Raw genomic sequence first — 18,205 nt, 5'->3', positions numbered from 1 at the left:
AAAAATATGACAATAGCGGTAGATTTTGACGGAACCATCGTAGAGCACGATTATCCGCGCATTGGTAAGGAAATACCTTTTGCAATAGATACTCTAAAAATGTTGCGACAAGAGCAGCACCGGCTCATCTTATGGAGTGTGCGCGAGGGTAAACTTCTGGAGGAAGCCGTGGCATGGTGCAAGGAAAGGGGGCTGGAGTTTTACGCGGTCAATCGTGATTATCCCGAAGAGAAGCTGCAAGACAAGGGCTTTTCGCGCAAGTTGAAAGCGGATATTTTCATTGACGACCGTAATTTGGGCGGTCTTCCCGATTGGGGGATAATCTACCGTATGATAAAGGAACATAAGACATTCCGCGATGTTTATTCCGGAGAAAATATGGTTACAAAAAAGAAAAAGTGGTGGTTTTGAAGAAATATCCCTGACTATTTTTTGTGGTTTTTATCAGTATTTCCATAACCGTATCCGTAGCCATATCCATGTTTTCCACCATATCCGTATTTCTTTTTTGTCAGTTCACCTCCGTTTACTACCAGTGAAATCCGGCTTAACTGTTCCTGACGTTGCATTTTTATGATTTCCGGCAAAGCATTCTTATACGTATAATTCATGCGGCATACATACAGGGTGATATCCGTCACTTTACCCAGGCAAAAGGTATCGCTCACTAACCCTACGGGAGCGGAGTCCACAATTATATAATCGTAGTGCTGGCGAAAATAGGTAAAGGCTTCCTTTAACTTCGGTCTTTCCAGCAGTTCTGCCGGATTGGGAGGAATGATTCCCGCAGGCGCCACAAACAACAGTGGGTGCATACCCGATGGGAAAATGATATCTTCCGGGTTTACATCATTACCCGAAAGATAGCCGGTCATTCCCAACCGGCTCTTAATTCCGAAATATTCTGCCAGTCTGGGGCGGCGGATATCCAGTCCGACAATGAGTACCCGACACCCCAGAAAAGCAAAAGTGAGTGCCAGATTGATGCTGATAAAGCTTTTACCCTCTCCACTGACAGTGGAAGTCATCAAGATACACTTCTTACCGTCTTCTTCTGTAAGAAAACGCAAGTTGCTGCGCAAACGCCGGAATGTCTCTTCCAGGATGCCGTTTTGCCCGTCTTTCACACAGTTGTCTTTACCTTCCATATAAGGTATCACCCCCATTACGGGAAGCTGTGTACTCTCCACCTCAGCCATTGAAGAAATCCGGGTACGGAATATCCCGCCAAACAAGATAATTCCGGCAGTTACCACCCAAGTCAGAAATATACTGCCGGCATATATTATCATGTTGCGCGGAGCAACCGGCGTATCTCCTGAAAGAGGTTCGTCAATCACTCTTGCCTTGCTCATGGTGGCAGCCAGGGAAATAGCCGCCTGTTCCCGTTTCTCCAGTAACATCAAGTAAAGGTTGGCTTTTATTTGCTGCTGGCGGTCTATGTTCTTAAATTCCCTTTCCTGCTTCGGCATGTTGCCGATGCGGGTATTGAAATAGTTCGTCTTGCGCAAAATGTCATTTCGGGCAATATTGAGTCCATCCTTAACTCCGGCAACGGAACTTATGACATTTTTTCTTAGCGCGCTGATTTTGATATCCTGGTTTACTACCGTAGGGTTATCCGCTTTCATCGTATTCAATAATCGTTCACGTTCCAGTAATTCTTTATTGTAATCGTTGATTAGGCGCATAAGCTCCATATCAGAAATGCCGGTATTTACGGGTAACAACGAAAACAAATGTTTTTCATCCTGTAAGTAGTTGTATATATAGACAGTCATGTTTAGCTGTGTTTCCACATCCAGCAGTTTCTTTTCATATTCATTGTTTGTATTCAAGTCCAGCGTTATATTGGTTTTAAGGTCGCTCAGTCGTTCCCGTTCTTTATATTGTTCCAGATGCTTTTCTACAAATCCCAGTTCGTAGCTGATGCTATCCAGCCGTTCTTCCAGAAAAAGGAGGGTATTTCCGGTCACTTTGTTTTTGTCGTTCACGGCATCCCGGTTGTAGACCTCTATCAGTTTGACAAGAAAAGCTTCCGCACGCTTTTTGTCCGTATCTGTAAATGTCAGGCTGATGATAGAGGTGTTCTTTGAAGTGGTATTAACGGTGAGATGCTTTGAATAGTAATTCATGGCATCGACAGGACGGCTGATAATGATTTTCATGGTTTCGGAGAAACTCTTTCCCGGTTGTAGCCTCAGAGTACAACGCCCTGCAGGCGTAGAAATAAAAGCCGGAAAGCCGGTGAAATCTTCTGTCACACAAATATCATTTACAGCGCTGCTCACAGTATAACGGTTGCCGTTTTTCTCTATTTGCAGCAATAAAGTTCCGGGCAGGGTATCCATAGAAGCCTTATCCAATTCTGCATGGAGAGGAGGAGCGATGGTTTCATCATAGAACAGTCCGTTTTTTACCTTATACTTGGTGTGTAAATTCAGTTCGTCAATCACTTGTAACAAGATGGAGCGCGAACGTAATATCTCCATTTCATCCTCTATCTCGGTGTGTGAGGCAGCCAATGGGTTTGAAACGATATTTTGAAACAACTCATCGATCACCTTATTACCACCTTCCGAATCTTTGATGATTACAGAAGCGGATGCCTGATATACGGGTATGGTGATATGTACATAGACATAAGCTCCGGCAAGGGCTATCACGGTAGCCAACAAGAACCAGTTCCAATGTGCCAATAATTTATAGAATAGTTCAATCAGGTCTATTTCCTGTTCTTGTATCTGATTATTATCTGTGCGTTGAGTATCCATGTTGCAAAGTATTAGTTATAATGGGTATGCTATCTTAAAATATTAACCATCAATCCTGCCAGTGATATCAGGATGGATGTGATTGAAACCAACAGATTGGTCGATGAACCGATATTGGCGCTTTGCTTTTTTGCCTGGTTGGGTTCCACATAGAGGATGTCATTCTGCCGTAAATAAAAATCGGGGGAATAGATAATGTTCTCGTCATTCAGATTTAGGGTGATGAGCTTTTGCCGTCCGCCTTCATTACGGATGATACGTACGTTATCCCGTTTCCCATAGATGGTCAGGTCACCTGCCATGGCTACGGCTTCAAAGATATTTATCTGTTCGTTATTCACTGTGTATACTCCCGGACGGCTTACTTCACCAATAACGGAGACTTTATAGTTAACCAGACGCACTGTGACGATAGGCTTTTCCTTCAAGTAACGTTCCAACTTGCCGATAATCATTTCCGAGGTTTCTTGTGTGGTCATTCCGCCCACCTTTAAGGTTCCTAATACGGGGAAGGTTATTTCCCCCTGATTATTCACCAGATAATTTTGTAAAGTGGGTTGTGAAACAAGGTTTGTGGGATTGATATCTACCTGAGATACAGGTACTATCAAATTGAAGGGAAGGGCGGCTTCCGGGTCGGAACAACTGACAGAGACGGTTAGCAAGTCTTTAGGCTTGATGCGCGCATCGTAAGTCTGGAGGGTATCGTGCAATTCTTCTCCCAACTTTTGTAAATACGAAACCTGCCTGCTCGACGAACAGGAGGAACAAAACGTGCACACAAGCAACACTGTACAGACAACTGATGTAATGATTCTCATCTCTGTTTATATCCCGATGTCACAGTTCCCGGATGCAACATCTATATTACAATAAAAGCGTGGGAACTGTTGCCACTATCTGTCAAAGAGGTATCGCCAAACACCCAGATGTAGATAATAAAGACAACAGCCCACGCCCAAGTATATATGTGGATATATACAACGAGCATGAGCGTTTTGTTGCCTATTACTCTCACATCATTTTTGAAATTGGCGATTTCCTTTGACGAGAATAATATGGTAAACGCTTCTAACTATTTATGTTATAAATCCTTAGAAATATATTAGAACATTCCTAAAGACGTTGCAAAGTTAATGAATAATTTATAAAAGCCAACAACGACCTTATCTTTTCTCATATTATGAGGAGATAAAGCCATTTCCTGAAAAGTTTTTAAGGTATGGGGAAAAGGGGATAGTCAATCTTTTAATTCCTTCAAGGCTCTGTTTAGGCTTCGGATATCCACTCCCAGATAAGAAGCCATATCTGATTTTGATAATTGGAGATTTTGCTTGGCTTGTAATTCAATCAGCTTTGAGACTGCGTATTTTATGGTATATAATTGCTGGTAGGCGGCTCTGCTGCTGGTATTGTAAATACGTTCCGCCAGTTCATCGAGAAGCAGATTACTGAATGAATGTTCCTTCTCCAATAAGGACTTAAAGTAGGAAGTGGCAAATGTATAAGCCTGGGTATCAGATACTGCTTCTACGCTGCACAGGCATTTTATGTTGCGCAACGCTTCGATTTCTCCAATAATTTCTCCTTTTCCCAAGAATTCAAAGATATAATCCTTACCGTTTTCTTTGCTGTTGAAACATTTCACAAATCCTTCCTTCAGAATTGAAACCCTACGGGGCATCTCGTCTTGTTTGTACAAAAGAGTCCCTTTGGGATAAGTTCTCAGAACGATGTTCTTCTGCTCCGGTTCATTGTAGAGCTCTTCGATAAATGACAAAAACTGAATATTGGTTCGTAACATTTGGCGGTTTCAGGACATTTGTCCTTTTTTATAATTGGATACTGACGTAACTTTGCACGCAAAGATAAACAATAACCCTAAAATAAAGGATGTATGAAAGATAAAATCAAGTTTATAGCCTTTGATGCCGATGACACACTCTGGGAAAACGAACTTTACTTTCAGGAATTTGAGCAGAAGTTCTGTAACCTGCTGAGTCCGTACCTGTCTGCCGAGTCCGCTTCACAGGAGTTGTTCAGGACTGAAATGAAAAACCTGCACATGTATGGATACGGGTTGAAAAGCATGATGCTCAGTATGATTGAAACGATGTGCCGGGTGACGGAGGGAAATGCCGACGTCCATTGTGTGGATGAGGTTATCCGGCTGGGGCAGGAACTTTTGGGAAAACCCGTAGCTTTGTTGGAAGGTGTGCAAGAAGTGTTGTCGGAACTTCAGGGAAAGTACCGGCTGGTATTGGCAACAAAGGGGGATTTATTCGATCAGAAACGAAAAATAACGAACTCCGGGTTAAAGCAGTATTTCTGTCACATTGAAATTATGAGTGACAAAAGGGAAGAAGATTATAGAAAATTACTTGCTCATATAAACTGTCGGCCGCAAGAGTTTCTGATGATTGGAAATTCAGTTAAGTCGGATATCCTTCCTGTATTGGAACTGGGCGGATATGCGGCCCATGTATCCCATGATGTAACTTGGCAATACGAGCACCATGAAGGAGAAGTACAGCATCCCAATTATATCCGTCTGGAAAGTATCAGGGAAGTATCGGACTTCCTGTAACATTCACCGGAATAGCAAAAGGAGTGTGTCGGGGACTTGTTTGCCCGACAACACTCCTTTCTATGTTTAACTAAAAAGAAATATTGTTTTGCTCTGTCTTAGAACTGGAAGAATTTCTTGGCATTGTTATAGCTGATATCTTCAATCATCTGATTGACACGTTCCATTTCCGATGCAGGAATTTCACCATTTTCCACATCACGGCCTACAAGGTTACACAAGGTGCGGCGGAAATATTCATGACGCGGATAGGAGAGGAAGGAACGGGAATCGGTCAGCATACCTACAAAGCGGCTCAGTAGACCCAGAACGGAAAGTGCATTCATCTGCTTTTCCATACCGTCTTTCTGGTCAAGGAACCACCAGCCTGAACCGAACTGTATCTTTCCTGCAATAGTACCATCCTGGAAATTACCCAGCATCGTAGCGATTACCTCATTTGCGCACGGATTCAGGTTATAAAGAATTGTCTTCGTCAGTTTACCCGCTGAGTTCAGGCGATCGAGGAATTTGGACATTGCCTTTGCCGTTGTAAATTCACCGATTGAGTCAAAACCCGTATCAGGGCCGAGTAACTTGAACATCTTGCTGTTGTTGTTGCGGATAGCTCCGTAGTGGAACTGCTGTGTCCATCCTTTTTCCCAATCCATTTCGCCAAAGACAACCAACATGGCAGACTTGAACTTCAAGATTTCTTCTTTACTCAATGCCGTACCGCCATATACCTTATTAAAGATAGCCTTGATTTCAGCATCGGTGTAGTCTTCCGCATAGAATTCTTCGATACCGTGGTCGGATAACTTACAACCCTGTTCTGCAAAAAAATCGTGGCGTTTACGCAGCGCAGCAACCATATCGTCGAAACCGGAGATCGATACCCCGCTTACCTCAGATAGCTTTTCTACGTATGCGCGGAAATCGGCAGGAACTTCTACCGCCATTGCTTTGTCGGGACGCCATGTAGGCAGCATCTTGATTTCAAAACCGCTTTCACGTGTCTTGATGTGGTATTCCAAAGAATCAATAGGGTCGTCGGTAGTACATACTGCCTCTACATGATAACGGCGCATCATGCCACGGGCAGAATATTCAGGTTGTTTTAGCTTTTCATTACATTCATCGTAGATTTCACGGGCAGTCTTCGGGTTTAATATCTTATCAATACCGAAAGCCGTTTTCAGTTCCAGATGAGTCCAGTGATACAACGGGTTACGGAAAGTATAAGGAACAGTCTCTGCCCATTTCTCGAATTTCTCCCAGTCTGTCGTGTCTTTTCCGGTGCAGTAACGTTCGTCCACACCATTGGTACGCATGGCACGCCACTTGTAATGGTCGCCTCCCAACCAGATTTCAGTTAATGACTTGAATTGATAATCATCTGCTACCATTTGAGGAATTAAGTGGCAGTGATAGTCGATAATCGGCATTTTAGCCGCATGTTCGTGGTACAACTTCTGAGCAGTTTCTGTTTGCAACAGGAAGTTTTCGTCCATAAAGTTTTTCATCTTCTTGTGTTTTAAGTATCTAAAAAAATTACTTTCCGTTTATAGTACCTATATAGTATTGATTGTAAAGCTAATAGGCATGATATTGGTTTTTGCTTTTATTAACCGTTATCGAACACAAAAGTAGAAATTTTACTTGGAGAAACAAAATAATTCGTATCTTTGCGGCAAATATTTATAATATTTAAGTTTTAAAACATCGAACCTTAATCACCCTGAAAGGGCAGCGATATGGAAAGCAAGAATTATACCATCAAAGACATTGCCCGTATGGCAGGTGTATCTGCCGGAACGGTAGACCGTGTACTCCATAACCGGGGAGACGTTTCTCCTGCGAGTCGTGAAAAAGTGAAGAAAGTCCTTGATGAGATAGACTATCGCCCCAATATGTTTGCCATCGGGCTGGCTGCCAAGAAACGCTATCACATTGTTTGCATTATACCTTATTATATAGAGAATGATTACTGGCATGCGGTTTCGTGTGGAATTAATCGGGCGGCACAAGAGTTGCAACCGTTCAATGTAGGGGTAGATTATTTGTACTACAACCATGCCGACCGGATTTCTTACGAAGAAGCGTGTTCCGGGTTAGAACAATTGAAAGCGGACGCCGTCCTGATTGCTCCTAATTTCAGGGAAGAGACGCTGAGACTGACTGCCCGTCTAGAACAAGAGGGGATACCTTACGCATTTATCGATTTCAATATAGAACAGACGCATGCGCTCTGCTACATCGGACAAGATTCCCGGAGGAGCGGGTATATCGCCGCCAAAATCCTGATGCGCCATTACGAGGAAGGGCAAGAACTTGTACTTTTCCTGCATAACCGGAGGAACAGTCCCGCAGAAATACAGATGCAACGCCGCATGGAAGGTTTCATGCAATATCTTGCTGAAGACTACAAGCATCTGACGGTACATGATGTTGTGCTGCATAAAGAAGACGCTTCCATTAACAAGCGGTTATTGGATTGCTTTTTTGCCGGGCATCCGCAAGCTGTGTTGGGGGCGGTATTCAACTCCCGCATCTATCATGTGGCAGACTATCTGCATGAGAGAGGACTGAAACTGAATGGTTTTGTAGGCTACGACCTTTTGCAGAAGAATGTGGATTACCTGAAGTCCGGTGAAGTGAACTATCTTATCGGTCAACGTCCTGGATTGCAGGGTTACTGCGGAGTGAAAGCTTTGTGCAATCATATCGTTTTCAAACAGGAGGTGGCGGTTGCGAAGTATATGCCCATTGACATCCTGATGAAAGAGAACATCGATTTCTACTTTGAATTTGAATAAAAATAATCATATCAATCATTTAAATCATTTTTTAAGATGAAAGCATTAAACAAGCAGACGGCACCTAAGTCTGTATCTCCCGAGAGAATTATTCAGTTTGGCGAGGGTAACTTCCTTCGCGCGTTTGTAGACTGGATTGTGTACAATATGAATCAGAAGACCGATTTCAATAGTAGTGTTGTAGTGGTTCAACCTATCGAAAGAGGTATGGCTGAATGGTTGAACGGTCAGGATTGCCTTTACCACGTCAACTTGCAAGGCCGGTTGAACGGCGAAGCCGTGAACAGCCTGACACGTATTGATTGCATCAGCCGTGCATTGAATCCCTACTCACAAAACTCCGCATTCATGGCGCTTGCCGACCAACCGGAAATTCGTTTTGTCATCTCCAACACTACGGAGGCGGGTATTGCTTTTGATGCAAGCTGTAAGTTTACCGATGCCCCCGCATCTTCTTATCCGGGCAAACTGACCCAATTGCTGTATCGCCGTTTCAAAACCTTCAAGGGTGACAAGACCAAAGGACTTATCATCATGCCTTGTGAGCTGATTTTCCTGAACGGACATCATCTGAAAGAATGTATCTACCAGTACATCGAATTGTGGAAAGAAGACTTCGGTGCAGATTATGAAAAATTCAAGACTTGGTTTACGAAGTATTGCTATGTATGCGCTACGTTGGTAGACCGTATCGTTCCGGGTTTCCCACGTAAAGAGATTGCGCAAATCCAGAAGAAAATCTGTTATGCGGACAACCTCGTTGTACAGGCCGAAATCTTCCATTTGTGGGTTATCGAAGCTGCTGAAAACCTCTCTTTGCGCCAACTGGCGGAAGAGTTTCCTGCAAACAAAGCCGGACTGAATGTGCTTTTCGTGAAGTCTGAAGCTCCTTACCACGAAAGAAAGGTTACATTGCTGAACGGCCCGCATACGGTACTCTCTCCGGTGGCATACCTCAGTGGCGTAAACATTGTGCGTGACGCTTGCAATCACCCGGTAATCGGTAAATATATCCATAAGGTGCAGTTCGATGAGCTGATGCAGACACTGAACTTGCCGATGGATGAACTGAAGAAGTTTGCCGGTGACGTATTGGAGCGTTTCAACAATCCGTACGTTGAACATCAGGTAACCAGCATCATGCTGAACTCCTTCCCGAAATTCCAGACTCGCGATCTGCCGGGATTGAAGACTTATCTGGAACGCAAAGGCGAACTGCCGAAAGGTCTGGTACTCGGTCTTGCAGCTATCATCACCTATTATAAGGGTGGTGTCCGTGCCGATGGTGCCGAAATCGTTCCGAACGATGCACCCGAAATCATGCAGTTGCTGAAAGATTTGTGGGCAACCGGAGATACCCGCAAGGTAGCTGAAGGCGTGTTGGCTGCCAAAGACCTTATCTGGGGCGAACATGGTGACTTGAACGCGATTCCGGGATTGACGGAACTGGTTGCCGGTTTCCTGAACTCCATTCAGGAGAAAGGTATGTTGGAGACGGTGAAAAGTATTTTGTAAACCGAACATAAATGAGTAGGATAATAGGGTAAGGTGAAAGTCTTGCCCTATTTTTGTAATAAGACATTGTAGATTTAAGATTATTTCATCTAACTTTACCGGATAAAACGATATTTATCAAAATCCAAGTAAATGATGGAAAACAATTCTGGCTTTAACGAAAAATTAGCCCGATACATTTTGTGTCTCAATAACCAATGCACACAGGCGGAAAATTGCCTGCGTCACAATCTGATGCAATACAATACGAAACAGATCTCTCATGTGTCTGTCGTTAATCCTCTCTGCTATCCCGAAAAAGGGAAAGAGTGTCCATTTTTTCGTACCGACAAGAAAATACGTGTAGCATGGGGCTTTAAGCATTTATATGACGATATGCCTGCCCGTGTTTCACGTGCCGTTCATTCGAACTTGGAGGGTATTTTCAGGCATTCTCCCTATTATCGGTACCGAAATCAGCAGTTGGGACTCTCCCCGCAGCAACAGGAAATCATCTGCCAAGTATGCCGGAGGCATGGATGGAAAGGGGAGGTGAAGTTCGATCGCTATACGGAAGAATATGATTGGTGACACCGATAAAATATTACTCTTTCGGTGAAATGACGTTTGTCTATCGGGATAAGTAGGATACCCTTGCAGGATATTCAATATACCTTCGGTTGGTATTCAATATACCTTGCTATGGTATGTCTTGTACCTTAGTGTGGGATGTGCCGTATCATAGTAAGGTATAAGACGTATCAACCGTTGGTACAAGACGTACCAGGACGTGGCATTTTTAGGTATATGTATATGTCTGACGAACAGAAAAATAGCTCAAGACAAATTTGCGAACAAATTTTTTATACTTTTGTTGCCTATGCTAATAATATAGTTAAAAGTAAAGTCATGAAATACGGAGTCAATAGAAAAGTTTTACTTATTACAGCCGGTATCGTATGGATTATAGCGGGTGCCAACATTCTGCGGATTGGTATAGTGACATGGCTCAGCGATTCCGAATACTGGCTTTTCAAGATAGGAGAGGCTACGATTGTGTTCCTCCTGTTCTTTTTATTTGTATTTAAAAAGCTCTATTACAAGCATACTCGACGGATTGAACGGAAAAAAGACAAGAATTGCCCTTTTTCTTTCTTTGATGTAAAAGGATGGATCGTTATGGCTTTTATGATAACGTTCGGTATCATGATACGTTCTTTTCATTTATTTCCCGATGCTTTTATATCTGTGTTTTACACCGGATTGTCTTTGGCACTGATGTTTACCGGCGTACTTTTTATCCGCTATTGGTGGAAAAATCGTCAGGGAAGTTCTCTTACTCTGCCGCACGCAGAATGAAAGTGGTGGCGCCGATAGTGACAATCGCACCATCTTCAATGCGGATGCGGTCTTTATCGTTTAAAATCTCATTATTCAGGAAAGTACCTGTCAGACTAGGGGCATCACGTAGTGTGTAAATCAGTATTCCTTGTTTATTACGCTTTACATTGATGACGCAATGGCGGCGATCCATACTCATGTCCGAAGTTTCTATCGGTACATTGATAACGGTTCCTACACAACGGCGACCAATCACATTGTCACCCTCCTGTAAAGGCAATATTTGCTTGAAACCAAATACATTTTCAATGACGGTAATGCTGCCAAAAGCTTCCCGAAATTCTGTCTCATCCGGTTTTTCTTCTTTTTGGGGAACTTTCATCTTTGTTTTTCCCAAACGGATGCTGAATTGTTTCTTACATTGTTCACAGACGAATACCAATGACTGCCCTTCGCTGTATTTAGTTTCATCGAAGGTTAGATAATTCTCACATTTGGGACAACGGATACGTTTCATGCGGCAGATTAATTGAAAGTTGATAATTGATAATTCGCTTCCTGTTATTTTTTCAATACCCAGGCATTCTGGTAAGCTGCATTCTGGCGAATTTTATTTAAAGCTCGGTATGCTTCTTCCTGTGTGGCACAAGACTGAATGCTGACACGCATCTTGCCGTCGCCAATGATGGCTTTTGCACCAGAGAAACCATTTTCAATCAGCCTTTTGGCCATCATTTCAGCATCTTTTTCGGTACCTACGCTGGCAATAATGATATGATAATACTTTTGGGTAACTTGTACGGGCTGTGTTGATTGTGTTTCCTTGAGTTGAGGAGCAGCTGTCGGAGATTGTTGTTGGTTTATCTTAACTTCTTTGACGGCAACCGGAACAATCACCTTTTTTCTTGGAGTTTGAGAAAGCTTCGATTGAGAAGATGTCGCTTTTTTATTCTGTTGATGAACCACTATCGGAGTAATAATCAATGATTGTTTCTCTATTTTCTCGAAAAGTTCGTCGGGAAGAAGCTGCGCATAATTGGCTTCGATTACTTCCGTATTCTCTACCGGAGTGGAAAAAAAGAAAAATAATGCGATGATTGCAATCGTGGCAACAGTATTTACCAAATAAGAACGTTTAATTCCAATTTCAAATCTACGCTTTTTCGTTTCAGCTACTGCTGGCACATTGAAAGGAATTGTTTTTCCGGTAGGTTTCTGCAATTCAGACAGCTCTTGTATTTCAAAGCTATCGAGGCCATATAAATAAGGAGTAGTTATTTTATTGTCGTAAGGAATAAAATCGTAAGTGTCGTAAATAGAATAACGCAATTCACCTACATTAGGCAAATCAATTTTACCATCATCATGGAGAACAACAAGCAAATCTTCTACCGTTTTATCTACAATTTTAGTGGCATCGGAGAAGTTTGTTCCATAAACAGACATATATGATTGCACCAGCAATCCGTCATTCATCTTCAGTTGGGGATTAAAACCAATGATACGGGTTGGTGGCAGAAATATATTTTCTTCAACCACTCTCACTGCCGGAGTATAATGGGCGACAAATCCACCCAAACCCGGAACAATGACACAATCATTCTCCAATAACAATACTTCTATGTGTTGTGCTAATTCAATCATGTCACAAAAGTAGCGGATTAATCGGAAATACGCCACTTTCATGTACTTTTTCTTATTAACAATTTATCAACTCATATACTATTTGGAAACTCATTTGCTTCAAAACCGGATATATTGGATTTTTTTCCTAATTTTGCATCGTTTTTACACATTATCAATTATTATGCGTATCTCAATTTGTTTATTAGCTCTTATGTTCGCCGGAGGCAGTGTTGCCACAGCACAAGTTTCTTCTTTCGTAGAATATGGAGCAACCGTACATACGGGAGACAATACCCCGCTTTGGCAAGTTAGCAATCAGCAAGGACTCGGTTCTATTTATAATAACACCTACATACGGGGAGGCGTGGATTATAAACATAACTTGGGTAAGTGGAAATTTGAAGAGAAACTGGATATGGTGACAGCCGTCGGTATGAACTTTAAAAGCGATAAGGATATTTATATTCAGCAGGCGTATGTGGATGTACGCTACAAATGGCTCGGCTTGTTTGCAGGAAGTAAAGAAAGATGGGCAAACTTGCTGAATAATACACTGAGTAGCGGTGGAATGACTTGGTCGGGAAATGCGCGCCCTATTCCTCAAATAATGGTAGGTATTCCCGAATATCTTTATATACTTCCCCGATTGGCTATAAAAGGGGAAATATCATACGGCTGGTTTACGGATGATAATTATCAGAAGAAGAAAGTGGGTGAGGGGTATTGGTATACGAAAGGTATCAAATATCATCATAAAGAAGGTTTTATCCGTGTTGGTATCCCTGAAGGCAAATGGCAATTCGATTTGGGAATGACGCTGGATACTCAGTTTGGTGGTTATCAGGTAATCGGAGCTACTGAAACGGATTTGGGTAACAAGTTGAAAGATTATTTCAGAGTGTTCATTCCGGGGGCAGGTGATGAAGACAAGCCCGCCAACGACAATATGTTTTATCAAGGAAACTTCTTAGGTAGCGAATATTTGAGAATGACCTATCGGAGTAAAGACTTCTCGGTTAGTGCCTATCTGCATAATCATTTTGATGACTTTTCTGCTATGGGTAAACAGAACGGTTGGGATGGTTTATGGGGACTTGAATTTAATTTCAGGTATTTTCGCCCAATCAATGCGGTTGTACTGGAGTATTTGCAGACGACGAATATGAGCGGACCGTTGCATGGTTTACATGAACCGTCAGAAGGTCCCGTACATAAGACTGGAGGTTCTGACAATTATTATAATAATGGTTTATATCCCGGTTGGTCACATTGGGGGATGATGATAGCCAATCCATTGATTGCATCACCTATTTATAATGAAGACGGGAACTTGTCTTTTATTTATAACCGTGTAAAAGCTGTACACGTAGGATGGAGCGGAGATATCAGTTCTGAATGGCGTTATGTGGCAAAACTGAGTCATAACAGGACGTGGGGAACTCCGGGTAGACCGACATTGGATATATTGGAGAACTTTTCGGCGTATGCTTCGTTCTATTATTCTCCGAAAAAATGGAAAGGATGGGATTTTAATGTATCTCTTGCCTTGGACATGGGAGATATATATGGTGATAATTTAGGATTTCAACTGAAGGTACATAAAACATTCTGAAACAATGAACTATATACAAACAGAGATTGATGGCGTCTGGGTCATTGAGCCCAAGGTGTTTAACGATGACCGTGGTTACTTTATGGAGGCATTCAAGGAGGAAGAGTTTCGTGCTAATATAGGAGATGTACATTTTGTACAGGATAATGAGTCGAAGTCTTCTTTTGGCGTGTTGCGTGGACTCCATTATCAGAAAGGTGAATATAGTCAGGCTAAATTGGTGCGTGTTATTAAAGGTAAGGTTTTGGATGTTGCTGTAGATTTGCGAAAGTCATCTCCTACATTCGGTAGGTATGTCAGTGTAGAGTTGAGCGAAGAAAACAAACGCCAGTTTTTTATTCCCCGTGGTTTTGCCCATGGATTCCTGGTGTTGAGTGATGAAGCGATTTTTACATATAAAGTAGATAATATGTATGCTCCGCAGGTTGAAGCTTCTATCCGTTTCAATGATGAAACGATAGGTATAGACTGGCCTGTTACAGAAGAACAACTTTTATTATCTTTAAAAGACGGACATGCCGTGTCTTTTAAAGATGCGGTTTATTTCGAATAAGATATGAAAATAGCCATTGTCGGTACAGGGTATGTCGGTTTAGTGACTGGTACTTGTTTTGCGGAAATTGGTGTCAACGTTGTTTGTATAGATACAAACTGTGCAAAAATTGAAGCACTGGAGAAAGGAATTATTCCTATCTATGAAAATGGATTGGAAGAAATGGTAAACAGGAACATGAAAGCCGGGCGTTTAAAGTTTATCACTTCTTTGGCAAACTGTTTGGATGAAGTAGACGTTGTGTTCAGCGCCGTAGGTACGCCACCTGATGAAGATGGTAGTGCAGATCTGAGCTATGTGCTTGAGGTAGCACGTACCATAGGTCGTAACATGCGGAAGTACATTTTGGTAGTTACCAAGAGTACAGTTCCCGTAGGTACCGCGAAGAAAATACGTGCTGCCATTCAGGAAGAATTAGATAAACGGAATGTACAAATTGAGTTTGATGTGGCTTCTAATCCAGAGTTTCTGAAAGAGGGTAATGCCATTAATGATTTTATGAGCCCTGACCGGGTAGTGGTAGGGGTGGAGTCTGAACGTGCCAAGAAGCTAATGACTAGACTATATAAGCCGTTCTTACTGAATAATTTTCGTGTTATCTTTATGGATATTCCTTCGGCTGAAATGACAAAATATGCGGCAAATTCTATGTTGGCTACCCGTATCAGTTTCATGAATGACATAGCCAATCTTTGTGAATTGGTAGGGGCAGATGTAAATATGGTACGTAGTGGTATTGGTTCGGATACCCGGATAGGTCGTAAGTTTCTCTACCCGGGTATCGGGTATGGCGGTTCATGTTTTCCGAAGGATGTAAAAGCTTTAATTAAGACGGCTGAGCAAAATGGTTATCAAATGCGTGTACTTCGTGCTGTGGAAGAGGTGAATGAAAGACAAAAAAGTATTTTGTTCGAGAAGTTGCAAAGATATTTCAATGGTGATTTGCAGGGGAGGATAATAGCTTTATGGGGATTGGCCTTTAAACCGGAAACGGATGATATGCGTGAGGCTCCGGTTTTGGTTTTGATAAATAAATTGTTGAATGCGGGATGCAAGATACGTGCTTATGACCCTGCTGCTATGCAAGAATGTCGTCGGAGAATAGGAGATGTTATCTATTATGCTAAAGATATGTATGACGCTGTTTGGGATGCAGATACTTTGATGCTGGTGACCGAGTGGAAGGAATTCCGTTTGCCATCTTGGGCAGTCATCAAGAAAACGATGCAGCTCCCAGTAATATTGGATGGCCGAAATATTTACGACAAAAAAGAAATAGAAGAACTTGGATTTACTTATCATTGTATAGGTAAATAAAAGAAGAAATCAACAATGAAAAAGTTTATCATAGCAGTATGTTCCATCATACTGCTATTTGCTTGTAGCAACAGTAAGGATACAAAATCTGCGGAGGAAGATTTTACTGCCAAAACTCTGCTTCAGGGTATTTGGATAGATGATGAAACCGATATGCCTTTATTGCGTATCGAGGGAGATACGATTTATTATACTAATCCACAAAATATCCCTGTGGCATTTAAAGTAATCCATGATACTATATACATATATGGTAATCAAACTGTAGCCTACAAAATAGACCGGCAGACTGGGGATAATTTCTGGTTTCATTCTTTAGCTGATGATATTGTAAAATTGCATAAATCAGAGAATGTGGAAGATACGTTATCTTTTATTAAACAGGAAGTGGAAGTAATACCGGGTACTACAGAGGTGACAAAGAAAGATAGTGTAGTGATGTATGGTGGTAAACGTTATCGCGGATATGTCTATATTAATCCTTCCCAAATGAAGGTTATCTGTACTTCTTATTCGGAAAATGGTATTGGCGTTGATAACGTCTATTATGACAATGTAATACATATCTGTGTTTACAAAGGCAAACAGATGCTTTATGGAAAGGATATTATCAAAAAGGATTTTTCTGATATCTTTTCCGTGGAACTTTTAAACCAGATGATTCTCGCTGATATGAATTTTCTGGGAATAAACAATAAAGGTTATCATTATCAGGCGACTCTTCGTATTCCGGAAAGTTCTGTATACAATTTAATAGATATAACTATCGGTTTTGACAAACAGTTGAAAATAAAAAAAGCGGAATAAATCCGCTTCATTTTATTCTTGTTTTTTAGTAGGTGACCGCTTGCCTCCTTTTCTGTTCTTGTTTCGGAAATTACCTTTTCCATTTCCATGGTTACTGTTTCCATATTTCTTGTACCTTTCATTGGAACGTGGTTTGAATTCTGGAGCTTCACCAAGTTCTTCCGGTACTGGAATTTTATAGATATCTTTTTCCAAGAAGGTTTCTATACTCTTAAAGTAGGTTTGTTCTTTTTCACAGACAAAAGTCAAAGCGACGCCATCATTATTAGCACGTGCCGTACGACCAATACGGTGTACATAGTCTTCACTGTCATGCGGAACATCATAGTTGATAACCAACCGAATATCATCTATATCAATCCCTCTTGCCACAATATCCGTAGCTACCAGTATATTAATTCTTCCGGCTTTGAATTCATACATTACTTCTTCTCGTTGCGTTTGCTCTAAATCAGAGTGCATTTCTCCAACATTCAACTGCATTTGTTTTAAAGCTTTGGTTACTTCTTTTACTTTCAGTTTGGAAGAAGCAAATATAATAACGCGTTCCGGTGCTTGCTCCGCAAAAAGACTACGGATAATACCTAATTTCTGGTTTTCATAACAAATATAAGCAGCTTGAATGATTTTTTCAGCAGGTTTGGATACCGCTAATTTAACTTCTACGGGATTGTTTAAGATGGTGTTGGCTAATTGTTGTATTTTGGCAGGCATTGTTGCTGAGAACATGACCGTCTGTCGTTCTTTCGGTAGAAATTTGACAATCTGCATAATGTCATCATAAAAACCCATATCCAACATACGATCCGCTTCATCTAAAATGAAATAAGATACACGCGAAAGATCTACATATCCTAAACTTAGATGAGCTATCAATCGGCCGGGAGTAGCAATAACCACATCAGCTCCCAAAGTCAGACCTTTTTTTTGCTGTTCAAAAAGTATTCCGTCGTTACCGCCATACACTGCTACACTACTGATCGGCATAAAGTAAGAAAAACCTTCCATTTGTTGGTCTATTTGCTGCGCCAACTCGCGGGTGGGAGCCATAATGATGCAATTAATGGCATCTTCAGGATGTCCTTCTTCTGAGAGTCTGTTTAATATAGGCAACAGATAGGCTGCCGTTTTTCCTGTACCAGTTTGTGCTACGGCAATTAGGTCTTTTCCTTCGAGTATGACGGGAATTGATTTTTCTTGTATTGGAGTGCACTCCTCAAAACGCATCGCTTCAAGTGCTTCAAGCACTTTATCATTTAGTTGTAGTTCGGAAAACTTCATGTTTCTTTATTAATT

17 protein-coding genes are annotated in these 18,205 nt (G+C 41.6%); 10 read left to right on the top strand and 7 right to left on the bottom strand.

Annotated features, from left to right (window positions below; translation table 11 throughout):
• The first annotated feature begins 6 nt into the window (after positions 1-6).
• A complete protein-coding gene (locus tag C1A09_RS06255) occupies positions 7-411 on the top strand; it encodes a BT0820 family HAD-type phosphatase (RefSeq protein ID WP_101542854.1) in 405 nt (134 codons plus the stop codon).
• A 14-nt stretch (positions 412-425) separates the two neighbouring features.
• On the opposite strand, the gene C1A09_RS06250 is transcribed toward C1A09_RS06255, so the two are convergent.
• The 3 genes from C1A09_RS06250 to C1A09_RS06240 all read right to left on the bottom strand — a co-directional run bounded on the left by C1A09_RS06250 (position 426) and on the right by C1A09_RS06240 (position 4,578).
• Positions 426-2,774: a GumC family protein gene (locus C1A09_RS06250; RefSeq protein ID WP_101542853.1), complete on the bottom strand. Its 2,349-nt coding sequence runs from the start codon at positions 2,772-2,774 to the stop codon at positions 426-428.
• Between the two features lie 29 nt (positions 2,775-2,803).
• Positions 2,804-3,595, bottom strand: a complete 792-nt coding sequence (locus C1A09_RS06245; RefSeq protein WP_101542852.1) for a polysaccharide biosynthesis/export family protein — start codon at positions 3,593-3,595, stop codon at positions 2,804-2,806.
• 419 nt (positions 3,596-4,014) lie between these two features.
• Positions 4,015-4,578, bottom strand: coding sequence for a Crp/Fnr family transcriptional regulator (locus C1A09_RS06240; protein WP_101542851.1), 564 nt, complete (start codon positions 4,576-4,578; stop codon positions 4,015-4,017).
• Between the two features lie 93 nt (positions 4,579-4,671).
• Here C1A09_RS06240 and C1A09_RS06235 point away from each other — a divergent pair, with 93 nt between their 5' ends.
• Complete coding sequence (locus tag C1A09_RS06235) at positions 4,672-5,361, top strand: HAD family hydrolase (RefSeq protein ID WP_101542850.1); 690 nt, start codon at positions 4,672-4,674, stop codon at positions 5,359-5,361.
• Positions 5,362-5,459: 98 nt separating this feature from the next.
• Here C1A09_RS06235 and uxaC read toward each other — a convergent pair whose 3' ends face one another.
• The gene (gene uxaC / locus C1A09_RS06230) at positions 5,460-6,866 is read right to left on the bottom strand and encodes a glucuronate isomerase (RefSeq protein WP_101542849.1); all 1,407 of its coding nucleotides are present in this window, start codon (positions 6,864-6,866) and stop codon (positions 5,460-5,462) included.
• A gap of 231 nt (positions 6,867-7,097) precedes the next feature.
• Here uxaC and C1A09_RS06225 point away from each other — a divergent pair, with 231 nt between their 5' ends.
• The 4 genes from C1A09_RS06225 to C1A09_RS06210 all read left to right on the top strand — a co-directional run bounded on the left by C1A09_RS06225 (position 7,098) and on the right by C1A09_RS06210 (position 11,012).
• Positions 7,098-8,159, top strand: a complete 1,062-nt coding sequence (locus tag C1A09_RS06225) for a LacI family DNA-binding transcriptional regulator (RefSeq protein WP_101542848.1) — start codon at positions 7,098-7,100, stop codon at positions 8,157-8,159.
• A gap of 36 nt (positions 8,160-8,195) precedes the next feature.
• Positions 8,196-9,674 carry a tagaturonate reductase gene (locus C1A09_RS06220; protein WP_101542847.1) on the top strand — a complete coding sequence of 493 codons (1,479 nt, stop codon included), beginning with the start codon at positions 8,196-8,198 and terminating at the stop codon, positions 9,672-9,674.
• Positions 9,675-9,806: 132 nt separating this feature from the next.
• Positions 9,807-10,244 carry a DUF6078 family protein gene (locus tag C1A09_RS06215; protein WP_233519919.1) on the top strand — a complete coding sequence of 146 codons (438 nt, stop codon included), beginning with the start codon at positions 9,807-9,809 and terminating at the stop codon, positions 10,242-10,244.
• Between the two features lie 318 nt (positions 10,245-10,562).
• Positions 10,563-11,012: a hypothetical protein gene (locus C1A09_RS06210; protein WP_101542995.1), complete on the top strand. Its 450-nt coding sequence runs from the start codon at positions 10,563-10,565 to the stop codon at positions 11,010-11,012.
• Here the strand turns inward: C1A09_RS06210 and C1A09_RS06205 are convergent.
• A complete protein-coding gene (locus C1A09_RS06205; RefSeq protein WP_101542846.1) occupies positions 10,990-11,511 on the bottom strand; it encodes an FHA domain-containing protein in 522 nt (173 codons plus the stop codon). The two genes, C1A09_RS06210 and C1A09_RS06205, sit on opposite strands and share 23 nt — an antisense overlap.
• A gap of 44 nt (positions 11,512-11,555) precedes the next feature.
• The gene (locus C1A09_RS06200; protein ID WP_101542845.1) at positions 11,556-12,638 is read right to left on the bottom strand and encodes an HU domain-containing protein; all 1,083 of its coding nucleotides are present in this window, start codon (positions 12,636-12,638) and stop codon (positions 11,556-11,558) included.
• A gap of 163 nt (positions 12,639-12,801) precedes the next feature.
• On the opposite strand from C1A09_RS06200, the gene C1A09_RS06195 reads away from it, so the two are divergent.
• From C1A09_RS06195 to C1A09_RS06180, 4 genes are read left to right on the top strand one after another with little or no spacing between them, the layout of a single operon-like run.
• A complete protein-coding gene (locus tag C1A09_RS06195) occupies positions 12,802-14,232 on the top strand; it encodes a capsule assembly Wzi family protein (RefSeq protein ID WP_101542844.1) in 1,431 nt (476 codons plus the stop codon).
• A 4-nt stretch (positions 14,233-14,236) separates the two neighbouring features.
• Positions 14,237-14,785 (top strand): dTDP-4-dehydrorhamnose 3,5-epimerase, encoded by a 549-nt coding sequence (gene rfbC, locus C1A09_RS06190; protein ID WP_101542843.1) that lies wholly within the window; start codon positions 14,237-14,239, stop codon positions 14,783-14,785.
• Positions 14,786-14,788: 3 nt separating this feature from the next.
• Complete coding sequence (locus C1A09_RS06185; RefSeq protein WP_101542842.1) at positions 14,789-16,102, top strand: UDP-glucose dehydrogenase family protein; 1,314 nt, start codon at positions 14,789-14,791, stop codon at positions 16,100-16,102.
• Between the two features lie 15 nt (positions 16,103-16,117).
• Entirely contained in the window at positions 16,118-16,909 is a 792-nt protein-coding gene (locus C1A09_RS06180; RefSeq protein WP_101542841.1) for a DUF4738 domain-containing protein, read from the top strand.
• Between the two features lie 12 nt (positions 16,910-16,921).
• Here the strand turns inward: C1A09_RS06180 and C1A09_RS06175 are convergent, their stop codons facing one another.
• On the bottom strand, positions 16,922-18,190 hold the full coding sequence (locus C1A09_RS06175) for a DEAD/DEAH box helicase (RefSeq protein ID WP_101542840.1): 1,269 nt from the start codon (positions 18,188-18,190) through the stop codon (positions 16,922-16,924).
• Positions 18,191-18,205: the final 15 nt, after the last annotated feature.

Origin of the sequence: Bacteroides cutis (genome assembly GCF_900241005.1) — a bacterium.
Classification (GTDB): Bacteria; Bacteroidota; Bacteroidia; order Bacteroidales; family Bacteroidaceae; genus Bacteroides; species Bacteroides cutis.
Note: the sequence above shows the minus strand (reverse complement) of the source record. Positions and strands in the feature narration are given on the sequence as shown.